This is a genomic window from Pseudomonas sp. A125, assembly GCF_055409485.1.
On the sequence record NZ_JBUZVP010000023.1, the window covers coordinates 103,702 to 119,537 of the forward strand.

General features: G+C 58.0%; 27 protein-coding genes and 1 tRNA gene. 6 read left to right on the forward strand and 22 right to left on the reverse strand.

Annotation, left to right across the window (positions count from 1 at the left end; translation table 11 throughout):
• Positions 1 to 14 precede the first annotated feature (14 nt).
• The 6 genes from ACZRN6_RS26295 to ACZRN6_RS26320 form a co-directional block, all read right to left on the reverse strand.
• Positions 15 to 1,016 carry a glycosyl transferase family protein gene (locus tag ACZRN6_RS26295; protein WP_464009195.1) on the reverse strand — a complete coding sequence of 334 codons (1,002 nt, stop codon included), beginning with the start codon at positions 1,014 to 1,016 and terminating at the stop codon, positions 15 to 17.
• Complete coding sequence (locus ACZRN6_RS26300) at positions 1,013 to 1,348, reverse strand: TusE/DsrC/DsvC family sulfur relay protein (protein WP_322145908.1); 336 nt, start codon at positions 1,346 to 1,348, stop codon at positions 1,013 to 1,015. The genes ACZRN6_RS26295 and ACZRN6_RS26300 overlap by 4 nt, the downstream gene beginning before the upstream one ends.
• Complete coding sequence (gene tusB / locus ACZRN6_RS26305) at positions 1,345 to 1,638, reverse strand: sulfurtransferase complex subunit TusB (protein ID WP_464009196.1); 294 nt, start codon at positions 1,636 to 1,638, stop codon at positions 1,345 to 1,347. Before tusB ends, ACZRN6_RS26300 begins: the two co-directional genes overlap by 4 nt.
• Positions 1,638 to 1,988 (reverse strand): sulfurtransferase complex subunit TusC, encoded by a 351-nt coding sequence (tusC, locus tag ACZRN6_RS26310; protein ID WP_464009197.1) that lies wholly within the window; start codon positions 1,986 to 1,988, stop codon positions 1,638 to 1,640. The genes tusB and tusC overlap by 1 nt, the downstream gene beginning before the upstream one ends.
• Before the next feature lies 1 nt (position 1,989).
• Entirely contained in the window at positions 1,990 to 2,382 is a 393-nt protein-coding gene (gene tusD / locus ACZRN6_RS26315) for a sulfurtransferase complex subunit TusD (protein WP_322145905.1), read from the reverse strand.
• 89 nt (positions 2,383 to 2,471) lie between these two features.
• Entirely contained in the window at positions 2,472 to 3,143 is a 672-nt protein-coding gene (locus ACZRN6_RS26320; protein WP_003219636.1) for a Bax inhibitor-1/YccA family protein, read from the reverse strand.
• 152 nt (positions 3,144 to 3,295) lie between these two features.
• Here ACZRN6_RS26320 and ACZRN6_RS26325 point away from each other — a divergent pair.
• Positions 3,296 to 3,386: transfer RNA gene (locus ACZRN6_RS26325), tRNA-Ser, on the forward strand.
• Between the two features lie 115 nt (positions 3,387 to 3,501).
• Here ACZRN6_RS26325 and ACZRN6_RS26330 read toward each other — a convergent pair.
• The 5 genes from ACZRN6_RS26330 to ACZRN6_RS26350 form a co-directional block, all read right to left on the reverse strand.
• Positions 3,502 to 4,551 carry a tyrosine-type recombinase/integrase gene (locus ACZRN6_RS26330; RefSeq protein ID WP_464009198.1) on the reverse strand — a complete coding sequence of 350 codons (1,050 nt, stop codon included), beginning with the start codon at positions 4,549 to 4,551 and terminating at the stop codon, positions 3,502 to 3,504.
• Between the two features lies 1 nt (position 4,552).
• Positions 4,553 to 4,795 (reverse strand): DUF4224 domain-containing protein, encoded by a 243-nt coding sequence (locus ACZRN6_RS26335; RefSeq protein WP_457339805.1) that lies wholly within the window; start codon positions 4,793 to 4,795, stop codon positions 4,553 to 4,555.
• A 2-nt stretch (positions 4,796 to 4,797) separates the two neighbouring features.
• Complete coding sequence (locus ACZRN6_RS26340) at positions 4,798 to 5,019, reverse strand: hypothetical protein (protein WP_464009199.1); 222 nt, start codon at positions 5,017 to 5,019, stop codon at positions 4,798 to 4,800.
• Positions 5,020 to 5,089: 70 nt separating this feature from the next.
• The gene (locus tag ACZRN6_RS26345) at positions 5,090 to 5,275 is read right to left on the reverse strand and encodes a hypothetical protein (RefSeq protein ID WP_464009200.1); all 186 of its coding nucleotides are present in this window, start codon (positions 5,273 to 5,275) and stop codon (positions 5,090 to 5,092) included.
• Between the two features lie 129 nt (positions 5,276 to 5,404).
• Entirely contained in the window at positions 5,405 to 5,674 is a 270-nt protein-coding gene (locus ACZRN6_RS26350; RefSeq protein WP_464009213.1) for a hypothetical protein, read from the reverse strand.
• Positions 5,675 to 6,156: 482 nt separating this feature from the next.
• On the opposite strand from ACZRN6_RS26350, the gene ACZRN6_RS26355 reads away from it, so the two are divergent.
• The gene (locus ACZRN6_RS26355) at positions 6,157 to 6,810 is read left to right on the forward strand and encodes a hypothetical protein (protein WP_464009201.1); all 654 of its coding nucleotides are present in this window, start codon (positions 6,157 to 6,159) and stop codon (positions 6,808 to 6,810) included.
• Between the two features lie 23 nt (positions 6,811 to 6,833).
• Here the strand turns inward: ACZRN6_RS26355 and ACZRN6_RS26360 are convergent, their stop codons facing one another.
• Entirely contained in the window at positions 6,834 to 8,747 is a 1,914-nt protein-coding gene (locus tag ACZRN6_RS26360) for a DNA cytosine methyltransferase (RefSeq protein ID WP_464009202.1), read from the reverse strand.
• 53 nt (positions 8,748 to 8,800) lie between these two features.
• Here ACZRN6_RS26360 and ACZRN6_RS26365 point away from each other — a divergent pair, with 53 nt between their 5' ends.
• On the forward strand, positions 8,801 to 9,235 hold the full coding sequence (locus tag ACZRN6_RS26365) for a hypothetical protein (RefSeq protein ID WP_464009203.1): 435 nt from the start codon (positions 8,801 to 8,803) through the stop codon (positions 9,233 to 9,235).
• A gap of 71 nt (positions 9,236 to 9,306) precedes the next feature.
• Entirely contained in the window at positions 9,307 to 9,576 is a 270-nt protein-coding gene (locus ACZRN6_RS26370) for a hypothetical protein (protein ID WP_464009204.1), read from the forward strand.
• Between the two features lie 52 nt (positions 9,577 to 9,628).
• On the opposite strand, the gene yejK is transcribed toward ACZRN6_RS26370, so the two are convergent.
• Complete coding sequence (gene yejK, locus ACZRN6_RS26375) at positions 9,629 to 10,636, reverse strand: nucleoid-associated protein YejK (protein ID WP_464009205.1); 1,008 nt, start codon at positions 10,634 to 10,636, stop codon at positions 9,629 to 9,631.
• A gap of 106 nt (positions 10,637 to 10,742) precedes the next feature.
• Here yejK and ACZRN6_RS26380 point away from each other — a divergent pair, with 106 nt between their 5' ends.
• Complete coding sequence (locus ACZRN6_RS26380; protein WP_464009206.1) at positions 10,743 to 11,300, forward strand: hypothetical protein; 558 nt, start codon at positions 10,743 to 10,745, stop codon at positions 11,298 to 11,300.
• A 41-nt stretch (positions 11,301 to 11,341) separates the two neighbouring features.
• On the opposite strand, the gene ACZRN6_RS26385 is transcribed toward ACZRN6_RS26380, so the two are convergent.
• The gene (locus ACZRN6_RS26385) at positions 11,342 to 11,665 is read right to left on the reverse strand and encodes a hypothetical protein (RefSeq protein ID WP_464009207.1); all 324 of its coding nucleotides are present in this window, start codon (positions 11,663 to 11,665) and stop codon (positions 11,342 to 11,344) included.
• Positions 11,666 to 11,825: 160 nt separating this feature from the next.
• On the opposite strand from ACZRN6_RS26385, the gene ACZRN6_RS26390 reads away from it, so the two are divergent.
• On the forward strand, positions 11,826 to 12,458 hold the full coding sequence (locus ACZRN6_RS26390) for a hypothetical protein (protein WP_464009208.1): 633 nt from the start codon (positions 11,826 to 11,828) through the stop codon (positions 12,456 to 12,458).
• A gap of 21 nt (positions 12,459 to 12,479) precedes the next feature.
• Here the strand turns inward: ACZRN6_RS26390 and ACZRN6_RS26395 are convergent, their stop codons facing one another.
• The 8 genes from ACZRN6_RS26395 to ACZRN6_RS26430 form a co-directional block, all read right to left on the reverse strand.
• Positions 12,480 to 12,950 (reverse strand): hypothetical protein, encoded by a 471-nt coding sequence (locus ACZRN6_RS26395; RefSeq protein ID WP_464009209.1) that lies wholly within the window; start codon positions 12,948 to 12,950, stop codon positions 12,480 to 12,482.
• On the reverse strand, positions 12,947 to 13,189 hold the full coding sequence (locus ACZRN6_RS26400) for a hypothetical protein (RefSeq protein WP_322145890.1): 243 nt from the start codon (positions 13,187 to 13,189) through the stop codon (positions 12,947 to 12,949). Before ACZRN6_RS26400 ends, ACZRN6_RS26395 begins: the two co-directional genes overlap by 4 nt.
• A 7-nt stretch (positions 13,190 to 13,196) precedes the next feature.
• Positions 13,197 to 13,760 (reverse strand): siphovirus Gp157 family protein, encoded by a 564-nt coding sequence (locus ACZRN6_RS26405; protein WP_322145889.1) that lies wholly within the window; start codon positions 13,758 to 13,760, stop codon positions 13,197 to 13,199.
• Entirely contained in the window at positions 13,757 to 14,494 is a 738-nt protein-coding gene (locus ACZRN6_RS26410) for a hypothetical protein (protein WP_322145888.1), read from the reverse strand. Before ACZRN6_RS26410 ends, ACZRN6_RS26405 begins: the two co-directional genes overlap by 4 nt.
• A gap of 43 nt (positions 14,495 to 14,537) precedes the next feature.
• On the reverse strand, positions 14,538 to 14,852 hold the full coding sequence (locus ACZRN6_RS26415; RefSeq protein WP_322145887.1) for a hypothetical protein: 315 nt from the start codon (positions 14,850 to 14,852) through the stop codon (positions 14,538 to 14,540).
• 125 nt (positions 14,853 to 14,977) lie between these two features.
• Positions 14,978 to 15,172: a hypothetical protein gene (locus tag ACZRN6_RS26420; protein WP_322145886.1), complete on the reverse strand. Its 195-nt coding sequence runs from the start codon at positions 15,170 to 15,172 to the stop codon at positions 14,978 to 14,980.
• Positions 15,169 to 15,360 carry a hypothetical protein gene (locus tag ACZRN6_RS26425; RefSeq protein WP_322145885.1) on the reverse strand — a complete coding sequence of 64 codons (192 nt, stop codon included), beginning with the start codon at positions 15,358 to 15,360 and terminating at the stop codon, positions 15,169 to 15,171. The genes ACZRN6_RS26420 and ACZRN6_RS26425 overlap by 4 nt, the downstream gene beginning before the upstream one ends.
• Positions 15,357 to 15,794: a hypothetical protein gene (locus ACZRN6_RS26430; RefSeq protein WP_464009210.1), complete on the reverse strand. Its 438-nt coding sequence runs from the start codon at positions 15,792 to 15,794 to the stop codon at positions 15,357 to 15,359. Before ACZRN6_RS26430 ends, ACZRN6_RS26425 begins: the two co-directional genes overlap by 4 nt.
• Between the last annotated feature and the right edge of the window lie 42 nt (positions 15,795 to 15,836).

The window sequence follows — 15,836 nt, forward strand, 5'->3', positions numbered from 1 at the left end:
GGGTTAATGATCGACTAAATCGATTTGTCCCGGGCGTCCCAGTATTGCTGGGCCAATTCAAACGCCTGCTCACGCGGGTTGCCGAGGCCGCGCAAGGCCAGGGCCATGGTGGCGATCAGCGCCAGTTGCGGGTAGCTGTCCTGCACGTCGCCGCGCCACAGCGCCTTCAGATGTTCGGGCTCAAGCGCGGCGGGCTTGACGTGGCGCTGGGCGGAAAGGGCAGGCCATTCTTCATCCCAGCTTTCGCCGCCGGTGGTGCCATACAGATGGCTGATGGTGTCGGGGTTGATCTCGATCTCGCCGCCGTCGCCCTTGACCACGATGGCGTTGTCGCCAAGCAGGCCGCTGGCATCACGATGCACGCCCTGGTAGCCCGGGTGGAAGATGCTTTGCAAGCCGCAACGGGCACTCAGCGGGTTGAGGATGCGCGCCAGGGAGTGGATCGGCGAACGCAGGCCCAACGTGTTGCGCAGGTCGATCATGCGCTGCAGTTGCGGCGCCCAGTCACCCAGCGGGATAAACGCCAGGTTTCCCTGTTCAAGCGCGGCCTCGACCTGTTGCCAGTTGCGGCACAACGGAATATGCAGGCCTTCCAGCAGTTGCTCGGTATAGAGCCGGCCCGCCGTGTGCGCGCCGCCGCCGTGCATCAAGATGCGCACGCCGTTCTGTGCCAGGCACTTGGCGGCCAGCAGGTACCACGGCAGGTGGCGTTTTTTACCGGCGTAGGTAGGCCAGTCGATGTCCACTTTGAGTGACGGTGCATTCAAGCGCTCGCGTACGGCTTCGGTAAAACCCGCGAGTTCTTCCGGGCTTTCTTCCTTGTGCCGCAAGAGCATCAGGAAAGCGCCAAGCTGGGTGTCTTCGACCTTCTCGTCCAGCAGCATGCCCATGGCTTCCCGGGCTTCCTCACGGGTGAGGTTGCGGGCGCCGCGCTTGCCTTTGCCAAGGATGCGCACGAACGGCGCAAACGGGTGTTCGGCGGGAGTTTCAGTGATCAAGGGGGCAAAATCAGTCATAAGCAATTCGTCGGCCTGGGCAGGCCCGCCAGCTTGGCGGCGAGTTTGGCGGGAGTGCCTTTGAACAGTCGGTTGAGGTGCAGGCTGTTGCCCTTTTCCGGGCCCAGCTTCAAGGCGGTGTACTTGATCAGCGGGCGCGTGGCGGGCGACAGCTGGAATTCGCTGTAGAAGCACCGCAGCAGTTCGAGAATTTCCCAGTGTTCCGGGGTCAGGGCCAGGCCTTCTGCGCTGGCGAGGGCGTTGGCTACGTCGCTGGACCAGTCGCTCAGGTCGATGAGGTAGCCGTCCTTGTCCAGTTCGAGGGTGCGTTCGCCTACGGTCAGGGTGTTCATAGCCAGGTATTGACCTTGTCATAGTCGATCGACAGCTGCACAAATGCCGGGTAATCGACACTGGCGGCCCAGCCAGGCACTGCAATATTGCGCGCCTGGCTGTCTTCGGCCAGCACAAACACCTTCAAGCCCTTGGCTTGCAGGGCCTGGCAGGCTGCGCTGGCGGCTTGCACGGCGTAGGCGCCGTCGCCGCACAGCAGGATCGCGTCCCGGGCGCCACAGATGCGCAGGCAGCTGTCCAGCCGACTATCGGTAAACGGGGAGTGGGACACCACATGCAAAGTCGACATCAGAGGGTAATCACCTGGTCGTAACGGTCAATCATCTGTGAGATCTGCGCGCTGTTCAGCGGTTGCGCGTTGCCGGAGGCGGTCAGGCCGCGCACGGTGAGGCTGTGGCTGCAGGCAAACACATCTTCAACGCCAAACAACTCCAGGGCTTGAAGGTTGGCGCTGAGGTCTTTTTGTTGCACAGCCTTGGCGTCCTGGCTCGCGGCGAGTTGAAACACGCCGTCATCCAGAAACAACAGGCCAATTGGTAAATCAAATGCGCCGCCAGCCAACACGATATCCAGCGCTTCACGAGCACTGGGGCCGGACCACGGCGCCTGTCGACTGATCACCAGCAAGGATTTGGACATGTCACGGCCCTCCGAAGCAGATCAAACGGTCGGCGGCCTGGGCGGCGTCATGCAACTGCCCAAGCCCGGACAGCACCCACGGCGCTTCCAGGTTAACCGCGCCGCGCTGATAGCGGCTGGCCTCTTCGGCATTCAGCACCCCACGGCGCAAGGCCGCGGCAATGCACACCACGCCATCGAGCTGATGCTCACTGACCAGCTCGCGCCACTGGCGGGCAATGTCCTGCTCATCCTGCGGCGCAACAATGTTGGTGGACGCGCTGTACACGCCGTCCTGATAAAAAAACAGCCGCACAATTTCATGCCCGCCGGCCAGCGCGGCCTGGGTGAACAACAAGGCACGGCGCGAGGAGGGCGCATGGGCGGCGGAAAAAAGCGCAATCGCGAACTTCATGGAACACTCTGAAGGCAAAACCTGGGGCAATGATAAAGCCGCAGGCAACAAAAAGCCCGCCGAAGCGGGCTTTTTGCATGCGGCTGCGATCAGTCGTCGCGGCCCATGATGCCGAAGATCTGCAACAGGCTGATAAACAGGTTGTAGATCGATACATACAGGCTGATGGTCGCCATGATGTAGTTACGTTCGCCACCCTGGATGATCGCGCTGGTTTGGAACAGGATGCAGGCCGACGAGAACAGCACGAAACCGGCGCTGATCGCCAGTTGCAGGCCGCTGATCTGGAAGAACATGCCTGCCAGCACGGCAGCCAGCAACACGAAGAAACCAGCGGTGATGAAACCGCCCAGGAAGCTCATGTCCTTGCGGGAGATCAGCACGTAGGCCGACAGGCCGCCAAACACCAGGGCGGTCATGGCAAATGCCGAGCTGACCACTTCCGCGCCGCCGGCCATGCCCAGGTAACGGTTAAGGATCGGGCCGAGGATAAAGCCCATGAAACCGGTCAAGGCAAACGCCGACACCAGGCCCCAGGCCGAGTCGCGCAGTTTGTTGGTCAGGAAGAAAAGACCGTAGAAGCCGATCAGCACCACAAAGATATTCGGGTAGCCGACGCGCATCTGCTGGGCTACGAAGGCCATCACGCCGCTGAAAGCGAGGGTGAGAGCGAGTAAGCCGTATGTATTGCGCAGGACGCGGCTAACCTCTAGCTGCTCTGCCTGCGCGTTTCCATTCACTGCGTAATTCTGTTCGCGCATGGCGACACTCCTTCAGTTTTGAAACATTCAGTCGCAAGGATCATAACAGACGCTCTGTAACAAGCTATGGCGAGAGTTTGACAGTGTGTTTCATTCGGGTATTATGGCGCCCGCTGACACACGATGGGCTACGCTAATCCTGTGTTGCACAAGGGAAATTGGCAGAGTGGTTGAATGCACCGGTCTTGAAAACCGGCGAACGTTAATAGCGTTCCCAGGGTTCGAATCCCTGGTTTCCCGCCAAGATTCACACGAGAGCCCCGCGAAAGCGGGGCTTTTGCGTTTCCGGGGTACGGGGATTTCGTCGACGGTTTCCGCAGGCGTTCCATTACTATTGTGGGAGTGTTCCATAACTTTCCTACTTTGACGGCTTCGCGGTCGCGCCGACCCTCCTGTAAACCCTCTTCGTGATTTCCTGCTTGCTGTGCCCCAGCAGCAGGCTTGCGTCTCCGATATCGAGGATTTCCGACGCCGCTTTAGGCCGAATATCCCGAAACTGAAATCCGGCGATCTTGGCTGCAAGCAGTGGGTCGCCCTGGTCGATTGCCTTCAGTCGAGCCTTCTCCCTTGCCTTGTCCCAGCGCAAGCGCAACATCCCTTTCGTCATCCGCTTTCCATGTCTGTTGATCAGCAGGTACTTGGATGGATGTCCGACATTTCTTTCAGTTATCTCCCTGACCAATTTCCCAAGACTGTTCTCCCCCGATTCTGTGCGCATCAGGATCCTCAGCTTCTGCCCGGTTTTCCCTTGCGTGACCAGAAAGTAATCACCCTCAGTGTCATCGCTGCGCATGATGATCACGTCAGCTGGCCGCTGGCCGGTTAAGTAGCCAAGATCCATAGCTTCCTTCAGTTCAGGCTCTGCCATCCCGTAAACCGCATCCCAAACCACCGCGTTGGCGTAGTAGTCGCGTGGGACTTCTTTATTTTTCCTTACGCCCTGGCAAGGGTTCTCCCGCTCGGTGAGCCCCCACTCGCGAGCCATATTGAACACATGTGACAGAAGGGCGATCTCCCTGTTGGCTCGAACCTTGGCCGTTCGGGCATCGCGATAGCCGGCGATGTTAGCTGGCGTGATCGAGTCGATGGGCGCGCTATCGAACGTCGGCCTGAGTTGTTTGAGCTCTGCCAGGTTATCGGTCTGTGTCCGAGCGCCCTTTTTCGGAATGACGTCCCGAACATAGCGGTCAAAAATTCCCTTCATGATCGTTAGGTCGCCAGGCTTATCTTTAGCCTCCAGTTCTGCCCATTTGAGTCGAGCCTTGTCCAGGTCCTTACCAAGGGGGATGTCTTTGCCGGTGGCATCCCTGTAGTAGAACGCGGTCCAGGTAGTGCCGTTCTTACGCTTCCTGGTGCGCTGGTACATGCGCGGCGGGAGGTGGCGGTATTCAGTATTACGGGGGCGCATATCAGTTCACTCTGGAGAAGTCAGGCGTCCAAGCCGGGCGCGCCGGCGGCGGGTTTGGGTCTGCGATTGTGGCGTTCACCATGCCCAGCTTCATTCGCGCGAACATCCGGCCCACCAGAGGGCGGCCGCCACGGCTCTCGATGAATACCCAGTTCCGGTCTTTCAACCATTTGCGCTGGTGCGAACGGTGCTTGTAACCAGTCAGGTCGGCGAGCTCGTCATCCGACAGGATCTCTGCTTCCATGTTTACCTCCCGTCGGCCGCAGTGGGCCGCGCTGTCTTGATGATGTGAATGACCAGGCCGAAGGTGATCAACGCCCAGGCGCAAGTGCCGGTGAACGTGTAGAGGATGTCGGCCGTTTCGCCGTCCATGAGCAGGCACGGGGCAAGCCAGAAGAACCAGCAGGCGGTGACTGAGACGTACAGCAATACGCCCAGCATGGTCAGGGTGAGTTTTATTGAGTACATGGTGTTTCCTTGCCGCGCGGGGCGGCAGAAGGTGGGCCTGCCGCTAGGCGGCAGGATGTAGGAGGGGTTGTTACATCAAGGAGGCTAAATAGGCCTCTGCGATTTGCTTACGCAGATCCTGACGCTCGTGAAGGTTGATGAGGCGCCGCATAAGCAGGCGGTTAGTCCATCTGTCGTAGTCGCGGAGGAAGCGATTTCTAGACTTGCGGCTGGCCACAGGGGCAATGGCGATGACTGCTTCTGCAAAGTTTTTCATGATGTACTCCTATTGTGATGAGCCCGTATGTTCAACGTGTCGAACTGACGGTTTCCCGACTATTTGCCGTTGGCATTCATGGCCTCGGCCCCTTGTAGATGAAGACGTAGGCGAACCAGAGGGTGGCGATCATGGCGTCACCTCGCGGCGTGCCCACCAGCAGACTGGACCGTCGTCGGTGTCGTGGATGGCCAGGCAAAACCAGCCCTCACCTTCTGGGCGATCTGGCTCCCAGTAGCTGCAATCAGGGTCGTGAGACTCGAAGTAGCGGTCGGCGATCGCTTCGTCTGCATATTCAAGGCTGACCATTTGAACTGTCAGGCCCTGCTCGGCGATCCAAGCCTTGCACTTGTCGTTATCACCCTCTTCGAAGTCCGGCATGTCGGGGTGCTGGAACATTCCGTGTTCGTCCCTCCTCACCGGCCAGTGTTTTATCAGGCCGACACGATCCAGGCGCTCAATCTCTGCCAGCAGTAGAGCCGCCGCCTTGACCATGTCGCGACGACGATCCGAGCTTGGCTTGAACGTATCCCATCCCCATGGCCATGCCGTACTCCGAGTGGTTGGCCTTCCGGCAAGGTTTGCGTAGGTCGCGCCGGCTTCTGCGAGCTCGCCCTTTACGTAGAGGTCATCGCGATACAGCGAATAGCCTTCGGCTGAAACCTGGCGTTGGCGCTCGACGACTACATCCCGCGCCGCGCGATTGAGGCTGATTGCAATTTCTTCAGGCATGACTTCGTCCTTGCCGCTATAGCGGCTGACTGTGAAGTGGGAGGGAGGTTATCTGCGGAGCATTGCGTTGATGCGGTCAATCAGAGCAGAATTTCAGGCGTCCGGTGTTCCAAGTAAGCTTAGGCGTTATTCAACGGAAGGAGTTGGTTATGGGCCGGGTGTTAGCAGTTATTGGGATTGCTCTTACTTTGATGTACGCATGGTTTGCTTGGTGGCTTATGGGAGATCGAATCCAGGAGCTCCAAACCATGAATTTGAACGAGGTTGGTGATTTTTTAGCGGGTGCGTTTGGGCCGGTCACGATACTCTGGCTTGTACTAGGTTTTTTTCAACAAGGAATTGAGCTTCGCCAAGGAACTGATGCTCTGAGACTTCAGGCAAAAGAACTTAGTAATTCAGTAACTCAACAAGGTGAGCTTGTTTTAGCTCAACGGGAAAGTTTGAGAAATTACGAGCGGTCTCTTGAGCCCTTGTTGCACTTGGATGTAGGTTATGCTGGTTTGATTGGGGAGGAGTTTTGTATTGATTTTGATGTTGTTAATTCAGGTGAGTACTGTGAGTCAGTATGCATTAAGCTTTATTCGCAAAGTGGCGGAATTAGGCGTAGTGATATTGATCCATTAATTAATGGGTCTAAAAGTTTTGTCCGATTTAGAAATCTTCCGGAATGGGAAGACTTGAATGTTGTTGTCGAATATAGGACGAGAAGTGGGCTGGCAAACACCCAAACATTTAGCCTGGTTCACTACGAAGAGGGTAGGTCTAATTCTTACATCGTTAACAAACACGGATTTATAAAATAATTGGTTCGGAGGCTATAAATGCTTCATGCAGCCAGTCGTCGGTACAGTTCAATGATGTCTGCTGCGTTTGCGCTGACCAAGGCTGCGGCCTCGTCGGGACATACACTGTTCCCGATCAGCCTGACCTGATTCGTCTTGTTGATCGGCAACCACTGCTCGGCATCGGTGGCAGGATCAACGAACAGGCCGCGGTCAATGATGTAGTCCTTGTCGAAGCCCTGTGCTGCTTTCAGCTCTGGCGGTTGTAGCATTCGCAAGGTGATGTCGACCAGCACATAACCGCCGAGCATGATGATCTCGGCGGGCTCCTTGAAATGCTCAGGCAGATGCTCATGCATGAAGGCGGCGCAGCGGCGGGCGCCTTCCATTTGCTCTGGCGTCAACGTATCCGGCACCTGCACCACTTCGACCAGGGCAACGCGGTCTTTTGTCGGCAGCGTGTGCATCGGCTCTGTCAGCGAAACACCGCCTTTGTCACACCCGTAGTACTTCACCAGGTATGCAGTGGTCAGGCGCTGGTTGGCCCCTGACTGGCAGATGGTGGATGTCGGTTTGTATCCCGATCGGCCGTCACCTTTGTAAAATCCGCCATACGCCTGCTTGAAGAACGCAGCCGTCACCGCGTGGTGGCCAGTGCTGGTGGCGACCACGGCCAGTGGTCCAGCAACGTCAGCCCCTACCGAGCCCTTACGCAACGTCACCATCGACGCGGCAACCAGCGCTTGCTCGCCGCGATTGGCTCCGGTGACCGTGCGCGCCGACTCGTCCGGTGAGTAGCCGCTGCGCTCTCCGTGGTGCGTGAGGTGCGTCAGGTGACACGCCGCCATCGCGAAATGACCACCCTTCACCTGGGCGACCTGAGTGTGCAGCGCTTCCTGCACGTCGAAGTTACGCTGCGATGACCCATTGGCGCATTCGGTGAGGAACGGCGCCGCCACGGGCTGCACGAGTGCGTGATGGGTGCCGCCGGCGCTGATGGTCGAAACCGACTCGTCCACGCCGTGTGTGCTGGTGTGTGCGTCCGACGTCCCGCGCATCGGCACAATGAATGGCTTCTCGCTGGTGATGACGTGGCGCCACATACCCTTGGCCACACGGCGGCGGGTGTTCAGCGCCATTGGCCTGTCCCGGAAGATCGTCTTGCCCAGGTTGCTCCAGTCAATGCACTCGGCGGCCGTGCGCCACGGCAGCTGTTTCGGCGTGGGTTTCTTGTGGCGCACGGGCTCAGGCCAAACAATCGGCAGACCGTCGCTGCGAGCCACCAAGTACAGGCGCTTGCGGATGGTTGGAGCGCCGGCGTTTGCCGCGATCCGCTCCCGCCATTCGACGTTGTATCCCAGGCCCCGGACCAGGCTTTCCACCGGCACGAAATCACCGATCGATTGCAGAACCTCCGGCATGTCCGGGTGATCCGCCGGCAGGCCGGTACTGAGCGCAGCAATGAATGACTTGAAGGTACGCCCGCGCTCGGCCTTGTTCGGCTGGCCGTGTTCGTCGATTGGGCCCCAGTCGCAAAACTCTTCGACGTTCTCCAGGAACATCAGGCGAGGCCGGATGGCATGCGCCCAGCGAACAACGACCCAGGCCAGCCCGCGCACTCCACGGTCACGCGGCGCTCCGCCTTTGGCCTTGCTGTGGTGGCGGCAGTCCGGCGAAGCCCATAGAATGCCGACGGGCTGCCCGCCGGTGGCCATGACCGGGTCCACTTCGAACACGTCAGCAACGTAGTGCGCCGTCTGTGGGTGATTGGCGCGGTGCACTGCCAGGGCGATTGGATTGTGGTTCACTGCCACGTCAGGCTCCCGGTACGCCCGGGCAATACCGGTGCTTGCACCGCCGCCGCCGGCGAATAGGTCCACCACCAGCTCTTTCTGGAATGGCAGGCCCATGCTCTGCTGGCCATGGATGAATTGGGGTTTCTTCTGTTGTGCGGACATAGGGGATCCTCGCCGGGTATATTGCGATTCGAGATAGATATGGAGGGATAGGGATGTATTTTTTATCGAACTACATTCGATTTAAAAAAGAGCTGAAGAAGTACGACGCTGCAAAGGCGCGGTTCGATAAAAAACCTGTTCCGCCTAATACTCAGGAGGCCCACGATTGCGGAGACCTTCAGCAGTATCATCGTGAGTCGGAAGAATTTTATGAGTGGCATCGGCTGATTCTCACGGATTATTACAAGGGCCGGACGCGAGAGTTGTTCGTTGAAATGCCAAGCTTTAACGAAGAGGACAATTATCAGAAGGTGGATTTCGATAGTGATCCCCGCGAGCCCAAGTACTTAACCGACGCCGGCCTGAGGAAGGTAAGGGCCTCTATTCGAGAAGAACTTAAGCATCGCAGGGAGGCGTCTGGCTACTGGATCGCAGCCGTTGTCGGGCTCATTGGCTCACTAACAGGTCTCGCCTCTGTCCTAAAGTGAGTGCTGACGATGATATGAGGAGGCCGCCTTCTGGCGTGATTCGTTGATATGGGGTATTACGGGTGACCGGCATGGAGCCGGATCAAGGAACGATGATGTTTGCGAAAATTGTTGTTGGAATACTGATCGGATTTGTAGGTGGTTTTGTTGAGGCTCGAGGGCCATCTTGGAGAAAGAAAACTGAGATTATTTCTGAAGTTCTACTTTTCCTTGTTGGGCTCGGATTTATCATTTCATCCTTCATGTTCGGCGCGGTCTATGGCGTCATGGCGATAGCCGAAATTACTGCTGGCTTTTACGCATACGGGAAAGTTTTTCGCTCAGAAAAAGCGAGTCGGTAAATTTATCCAGTCAAGCGCCGCCCCCTTCGAGAGTGCGGCGCTGCGGTTGGTGTCAGACTGCCGCGCGCTTGAGCTGCTCGGTCAGTTGAGTGGGCAGCCCGCGCAGCGTCAGCGTGCCACCGATTTCGTCGAACTCGATCTTGTGGCCAAGCAAGTGTGACTCGAAGCTGATCGACATGCCTTCAGCTCGGCCGGTGAAACGCCGGAATTTGTTGAGGGTTTTCTTGTCCGGTGGCAGGCTCTCGGAAAGCCCGTAGTCCTTGGTCTTGATGAAGTTGTAGAAGCTCTTCGGGCGATCCTCGTCGATCAGGCCCGACAGTTCATCGAGAGTGATTGGTTCACCCAGTTTGGCCTGGGCCATTGAGTAGCTGACCAAAGTGTTCGTTTTCTCCCGCGCCGATTCCTCGCCCAGATCCTCGCTTTCCACGAAGTCGCTGAACGCCTTCAGCAGTGTGCGCGTTTCGCCTGGGCCGTCGATCCCTTCCTGGCAACCGATGAAGTCGCGGAAGTACTCGTTGATCCGGCGACCCTGCTTGCCCTTGAGGTACGAGATGTACTGCTTCGACTGAGGGTTGCTCTTCCACTCGGTAATGTTGATGCGCGCAGCCAGGCGGATGTGGTCCAGATCCAGGCGCTTCACCGTCATCAGGTGCAGCTCTTCGGTCATGGTCACCGCTTCGGTTTCCTGTACCAAGGCGATGACCAGGTAATCGGTCAGGCCTTGCTGGTAGTGACAGAAGAGGGCGTGCCCGCCCGTGGTCAGGTTCGATTCTTCCATCAGCTTGGTGAGGAGCTCGACGGCGATGGTACTGAAATCAATGAAGCTGGTGCCGCCGGCCATGTATCTGGTGAGCCAGCCGCTCAGTGGGTGAGCACCCGTTTCAGCATGGAAGAAACCCCAGCCCTTGCCGGCAGTGGCATTGTAGCTTTCGTTGAGCTGGCTCATCAGGTCGTCGCGGGCTCCGCTTTCTACCTGCTCGGCGCTGGCGAGGTGCAGAACGGCCGGGTTGCCGTCAGGCTTCTTGTTGATCTTGTGGATGACGCTGTGGCGAATGGGCATTGCGTTTACCTCAGGTAGGCGCCGCCCTCCGGTGGCCGGTGGTGGCAATTTGGTTTGAGTTGGGGTATTACGGGTGACCGGCATGGAGCCGGATCAAGGAGAAAAAATGGCTGATTCGCCGTGGGATATGCTTTCGGCCGTTGGCACTCTGGCCGCTGTTGTTGTAGCGCTGGGGGTATCCGGGCACACGGCTTGGGCCAACAGAAGGACTGAAAAAGATCGCTCAGAATTGGCCGCTGCGAAGATGCTCAGTCCGATGATTGCCTTAGAAAGGAAAGCGGGATACCTGTACGCTTTTTTTAGTTTCGATGACGAAGAGTCTGTCGAACAGCACGCAAATGTTCTCTTAGCTATTCAAGAGCTTGAGGTCATGGCTAAGGCTATTTCGATTGACGATTTGTATCCACTGCTCCATCTGAAAAGCCACGCAGCTAAGAGGGCTGCAAGGGCGCTAGGTTTGATCCAGACATTTTCGGCTGATGCCATCGCGATACTTTCGCATACCTCGTGGGGCGTTCTGAGGGTTCGTAAAGTTCAGTACAAGAGATGGGCAGGGATGCTATCCGAAATCAACGATCACCTCTCGGTTACTGTATCTGCATGTGCCGACGCGGCGTCAGCTGGAGCGCCAAGGCCTACACCAGAGGAAATTCATGGGGCATAGACTTGCCGCCTTCCCTTGCAGGATGCAGCGAGTAGGGTGGGTTATGCGGGCTCGATGATCTCGTCGCCCGGGTCTCTCTGTATGGCGAGCAGGCTTTTATTGCGAAACTCCCGCGCCACGTTTTCGGATATCTCGAATTCGTGGCGCGGCGGTTCGAGTAGCGCTTTGGATTTCGAGCCAAGGTCATGAAGACGATGAATCATCAGCGTCATCGCCTCGCCCTGCTCAGTAATACCTGACCACTCCATCAGATCGGCCGGCGCCTGGCGGGTGCCGGGGCGAACCCTGAGCCTCAATTCCTCTTCGGCATTCGCCACACGCTTCCTGGCAGTTTTGGCCGATCGTTCCTGCACTGATTTGGCCATGACTACATCTCCTATGGCGGTGTGCGTTTATCCGTTAGCGCGCTGATTGCCTGATGTCTGCTGGTGGACACCGGGGAAGGCGTGAAAAAGCCCGATGCCTCTTGGTCAGACTGTCTTGCAGTAATGGTACTTTCTACGCAGCACCCCTGGAGCCTGCTAGATGAATCGTCAAAGTCCACCTCACCGCGTCGCAACGCCTCTAGTCACGTCAAGCACTGAACGCTTCGCCGCCCACCCCCCTGTTTGGCATCGCGGCCCGGGCTTACTGACCATTGGCAGCACGGGTGGGGCCATTCTGGGTTTCTCCTTTGTGGTGCTTGTGTTGTTGCCGGGCTTAGTGCTGACGATACTGCTCCTTCTCGGGTTCGAAACGATGTCAGGTGAACCGAGCAGCGATGGGTCTAGCGTCACAACGGCGTTGCTCATCCAGCTCCTGTGTGGTTCTGTTGTGCTCATGGGGCTGGTCTTCGCATGGATCTTCTCTGTGGCTAGAGTGCTGGCCTTCACGTTCGACGAAAACCAGCAACTGCTTACCCTCACGGTCACCCGTCGCGGTCGTAAGCCCACCGAAGTGCAGGTGCCATTTAGCGACATTATTTGTATCTGCCCTTACGTGCTCGCCAGTTATGACCGCGATGGCTATTTTAGCGTCGTGTGTCAGGGGCCGAGGGACAAGGAGTTCGTGTATCGATTGGCTGAGGGTACTTCTCTGGAAGAAATGGAGTTTCACGCTGCGTGGTTGCGAGGAATACTAGGCGAACGGATGCAGGAACTACTGAATCTGGACAAATGAAATACTGCATCGTGATACGCGCTATGCGGTGCATGAATCGACCTTGACCTGGCGCCAGGCGCCCACGGCTTCGAAGATCCGCGCGGCGTGTGCCTCGTCCAGAGATATCGCTTCAGGGATAGCAATCCAGCCCGACGCCACCACCTGGCTTTGATTGGCCTCGTCGCGCAGCTTCTTGTAGCAATGCTCGATCACGTCTTCTAGGTGGTCGGAGAGGTAAACGCCATCGGGCGCTACCTCCACCGACTTGCTGTAGAGGTCGCCGCGGGCGTCGATGCAGAGGGCGCTGAGGTAGATCGTCCACCGGTGGGGAATGCCGCAGACGGCCTGGCCAATCTTCCCCGGAGCGATGTTCTTCAGCGACTTGTAATTGATCATGCCCTGGCGGCCGCTGGGGTCGATGTTCACGACGGCGACGTGATTGGCTGCCAACAGCGAGCGGCACGACCGGGAGATGCGCGCCTGCAGGTTATGCGGCTTGCGTTTGCTCATAATGCCTCCGCGAGTTTGCGCAGCGCGTTACGCTCAGCCCTTGAGATCAGGGGCTTGCGGCGCTTGAGGATGGTTTCGGGATCGATCTTGTTGGAGCGCTTCGGCGGTGGCGGGTTGATCGCCGGGCTTTCGCCCAGGTAGATCGTTCCGCCGGCCGCCAGGAACTGTACGGTGCGCTCCGATATTGAGTCGGCGTGCTGACGCTGCTGCTCAACCAGGTTGAGGTGGTTGCTGATCATGATTACCTCACTTGATGCGGATTGAACTGTCGCCGCGCTCTAGGTGAGCCCATTTCGGCTCTTCGATCAGCTCATGCTCGGCATCTTCGCCAGCGGCCATGCGCTTACGGACCGTCTCGTTATGCTCGCGGATCTCCTTGAGCTTGGCGGCAATGGCCTTTTTGTCCGGAGCAATGCTCGACTTCACAGTGGTCAGTTCATCCGGCACCGCGTCTTCGTTGTCCACAATCACTCGCTCGCTGCCCATGGCCAGCGTGATGGTAAAGAGCGGACGCTTGATCGACTTGATGTTGGCAGCTTCCATGTTACGGCGCAGGTAGTCGCTGATCTGCGACACGCTGTTGGACTTGATCCGCTTGAGTTCGGCCAGGCGCTCGATCTCATTGTCGATGGCCGTCACGTCACTTTCGATGTTCCGGCGTAACATGACGATGTTGTCGGCCTTGATGTTGAAGTCGCCTTGAACCTCGTCCATGGCGTGCTGCAAGGCCTCTTTCAGACCCTCGTCATCGGTGTCGGCCATAGCCTGGAGTTCGGCGAGCTTGCCAGTCAGTGCGTAGAGTTGCGTCATGCTGCTGCCTCCGAGCCTTTCTCAAGGCTGGCCTTGCGCTCTTCGAATGCGCGAGTGATACGCGCGATGAACGCGGGCTCATTGCGACGAGTAGCTTCGCGGATGTATTTCACGTTCAAGGTTTTGAGTTCGTACACAGTGACGGATTTTCCGATGGTCTCGACCGCCGAAGCGAGCCAGTCCACTCGCTCCTGTTTCTGTCGCAGTATTTCGGCGTCTTTGTCGTCAGCGCTGGCAATGGCCTCTTCACCTTTGAGCTGTTCAACGTACCCAGCGTCGTCGAACAAGCCCAGGAACACGTCAGCGCTGAAACCGAGCATCGACAGGGACTTCTTGATGGCATCGGTCAGCGATTTTTTCGGCGCTTCACCGTCGGTGGTTGTGCCGTAGGTGGATTTGTAGAGGTAGCGGGTACACCCGTACTGCTCGATCTCGCCGCGCTTACCCTCCAGCTCAAACCAGAAGCTGATTTTGATGGTGTGGTTGAGTTCTCGACCTAGCACGATGCGCTTGTCGCCTTCGCCACTGACCATTTCAGAGCCTTCGTCGAAGCGTTCTTCGGTAACTTTCCACCCGAACCCAATACCAACAGGGCCGAAGATTTCGGTGGCCTTCATGATCATCGCCGTGCCGTTGAGGCTGGTGATGTTTTGCCCGCCGACCTTCGCCGCTTTCGTATGGTTGGTGTCAGTCTTGCTGACCTGGTTCCAGATCTGCATGTTTTTATCGGACATGACTATCTCTCCGCGCCACCGGAGAGGGGCGCTGTGAAGGGGGTTATTGAGTGGCTTTGGCGATGGTTTGCTCAAAGCGTGTAGCAAGCCCGGCGTTCACCTCGGCTTTCTCTGTGCTTTCGATGGTGCCCTTGGCGCGATGCAGCGCCTCGTAGTGACGCAGCGTTCCTGCGGCCACAATCAGATCAGCCAGAAGTCCTGGCGCCTGGGCGATCAGCTTGGCGTCAGCTTCTTCGTAGACCCAATCGACGACCTGCTCTTGGTCTTCGTTGAAGTCGATGGCGAAAGCGCGCTGGCCGGGCACATTGCTATGCGCCACCTCACGGACGGTCCACGGTGCTGGGGTGTGCTTCTGCATGGTGTTTACCTATTGAGTGATCAGGCCGCCGATGGCGGGTCCCAAGAAAACGATGGTGAGGAAGGTCAGGCCAACGATGGCCGATAAACAGCGGATGGCGCGACGCCGGTGCCGCTGGTGGGCGGTCACGGCCGAACCCTCACCGCAATCCGGCCACCCTTCATTGTCGGCGCCAAGCGTTGCGGTAGATCCCGCACCAGGTCTCCACGCTTGCGGCCGATCAATTCGTTGAAGGGAAGGCCGAAGCCCAAGATGGCGATGCGGCGCTCGATATCGTCGAGCTGCTCATCAGCCAGCGATTTCACTATTGGAGTGGTCATGCAGCCTCCTTGCGATGCCTGGTGATTTTCAGCAGGCGCTGGCAGTAGTGGTTGAATTCTTCGACGGTGATTGCGTCGCCGGTGAGCATGCTGGTGATCATCCGCACCACGACGGCTTGGGCGCCTGGCTCGCTGCTGGGATGCTCAATCGCTTCAAGTGCCTCATCGATCAGGATGTGCGGGCTCATAGACCAGCATCCACGTCGTCTTCCAGCTCTTCGCGCTCCGCCGCTACGGCATCGGCTGCGTAGGGCCTAAGAAGGTCCATGGCGATCCGCTCGGCGGCTTCCATGGGGCGCTGCTGACCGATCAAATCGGCCGCGTGCGTCTTTCCTTCGCTCTGGCTACCGAGGATCGAAGACAGGAACAGTCGGGCGAACGAGTCACGCTCATCCAGTCCGTCGATCTGGCGCTGGTTCAGGTGGCCCTGCAGGTAGGTACAGAACCGATCGAACGTCACCACCTGCGGCTGGCCGTAGCGGCGCTTCCACTTGATGTCGACGCCGCACACCAGGCGCTCCGCCGAATGCTCAAGCCAGTCCGTCACCTCGTCACTCTCGCTTATCTCTGGAGGCAACTGAGCGTCGTAACGCTCCTGGCATATCTTCAATGCTGCGTTCATGGTCGCCTCCAGAGTGGCGAGTTAGTCGAAGTAGTCCTGATC

Coding starts and splice junctions, on each gene's coding strand:
- ACZRN6_RS26410 (WP_322145888.1), bottom strand. CDS start 14,494: ATGTCCGATAAAAACATGCAGATCTGGAACCAGGTCAGCAAGACTGAC.
- yejK (WP_464009205.1), bottom strand. CDS start 10,636: ATGCCCATTCGCCACAGCGTCATCCACAAGATCAACAAGAAGCCTGAC.
- ACZRN6_RS26430 (WP_464009210.1), bottom strand. CDS start 15,794: ATGAACGCAGCATTGAAGATATGCCAGGAGCGTTACGACGCTCAGTTG.
- ACZRN6_RS26380 (WP_464009206.1), top strand. CDS start 10,743: ATGGCTGATTCGCCGTGGGATATGCTTTCGGCCGTTGGCACTCTGGCC.
- ACZRN6_RS26350 (WP_464009213.1), bottom strand. CDS start 5,674: ATGTTCCAGCACCCCGACATGCCGGACTTCGAAGAGGGTGATAACGAC.
- ACZRN6_RS26420 (WP_322145886.1), bottom strand. CDS start 15,172: ATGACCACTCCAATAGTGAAATCGCTGGCTGATGAGCAGCTCGACGAT.
- ACZRN6_RS26385 (WP_464009207.1), bottom strand. CDS start 11,665: ATGGCCAAATCAGTGCAGGAACGATCGGCCAAAACTGCCAGGAAGCGT.
- ACZRN6_RS26330 (WP_464009198.1), bottom strand. CDS start 4,551: ATGCGCCCCCGTAATACTGAATACCGCCACCTCCCGCCGCGCATGTAC.
- tusB (WP_464009196.1), bottom strand. CDS start 1,638: ATGTCGACTTTGCATGTGGTGTCCCACTCCCCGTTTACCGATAGTCGG.
- ACZRN6_RS26425 (WP_322145885.1), bottom strand. CDS start 15,360: ATGAGCCCGCACATCCTGATCGATGAGGCACTTGAAGCGATTGAGCAT.
- ACZRN6_RS26335 (WP_457339805.1), bottom strand. CDS start 4,795: ATGGAAGCAGAGATCCTGTCGGATGACGAGCTCGCCGACCTGACTGGT.
- tusD (WP_322145905.1), bottom strand. CDS start 2,382: ATGAAGTTCGCGATTGCGCTTTTTTCCGCCGCCCATGCGCCCTCCTCG.
- ACZRN6_RS26320 (WP_003219636.1), bottom strand. CDS start 3,143: ATGCGCGAACAGAATTACGCAGTGAATGGAAACGCGCAGGCAGAGCAG.
- ACZRN6_RS26400 (WP_322145890.1), bottom strand. CDS start 13,189: ATGATCAGCAACCACCTCAACCTGGTTGAGCAGCAGCGTCAGCACGCC.
- tusC (WP_464009197.1), bottom strand. CDS start 1,988: ATGTCCAAATCCTTGCTGGTGATCAGTCGACAGGCGCCGTGGTCCGGC.
- ACZRN6_RS26405 (WP_322145889.1), bottom strand. CDS start 13,760: ATGACGCAACTCTACGCACTGACTGGCAAGCTCGCCGAACTCCAGGCT.
- ACZRN6_RS26360 (WP_464009202.1), bottom strand. CDS start 8,747: ATGTCCGCACAACAGAAGAAACCCCAATTCATCCATGGCCAGCAGAGC.
- ACZRN6_RS26370 (WP_464009204.1), top strand. CDS start 9,307: ATGGAGCCGGATCAAGGAACGATGATGTTTGCGAAAATTGTTGTTGGA.
- ACZRN6_RS26345 (WP_464009200.1), bottom strand. CDS start 5,275: ATGAAAAACTTTGCAGAAGCAGTCATCGCCATTGCCCCTGTGGCCAGC.
- ACZRN6_RS26365 (WP_464009203.1), top strand. CDS start 8,801: ATGTATTTTTTATCGAACTACATTCGATTTAAAAAAGAGCTGAAGAAG.
- ACZRN6_RS26395 (WP_464009209.1), bottom strand. CDS start 12,950: ATGAGCAAACGCAAGCCGCATAACCTGCAGGCGCGCATCTCCCGGTCG.
- ACZRN6_RS26300 (WP_322145908.1), bottom strand. CDS start 1,348: ATGAACACCCTGACCGTAGGCGAACGCACCCTCGAACTGGACAAGGAC.
- ACZRN6_RS26390 (WP_464009208.1), top strand. CDS start 11,826: ATGAATCGTCAAAGTCCACCTCACCGCGTCGCAACGCCTCTAGTCACG.
- ACZRN6_RS26355 (WP_464009201.1), top strand. CDS start 6,157: ATGGGCCGGGTGTTAGCAGTTATTGGGATTGCTCTTACTTTGATGTAC.
- ACZRN6_RS26415 (WP_322145887.1), bottom strand. CDS start 14,852: ATGCAGAAGCACACCCCAGCACCGTGGACCGTCCGTGAGGTGGCGCAT.
- ACZRN6_RS26295 (WP_464009195.1), bottom strand. CDS start 1,016: ATGACTGATTTTGCCCCCTTGATCACTGAAACTCCCGCCGAACACCCG.
- ACZRN6_RS26340 (WP_464009199.1), bottom strand. CDS start 5,019: ATGTACTCAATAAAACTCACCCTGACCATGCTGGGCGTATTGCTGTAC.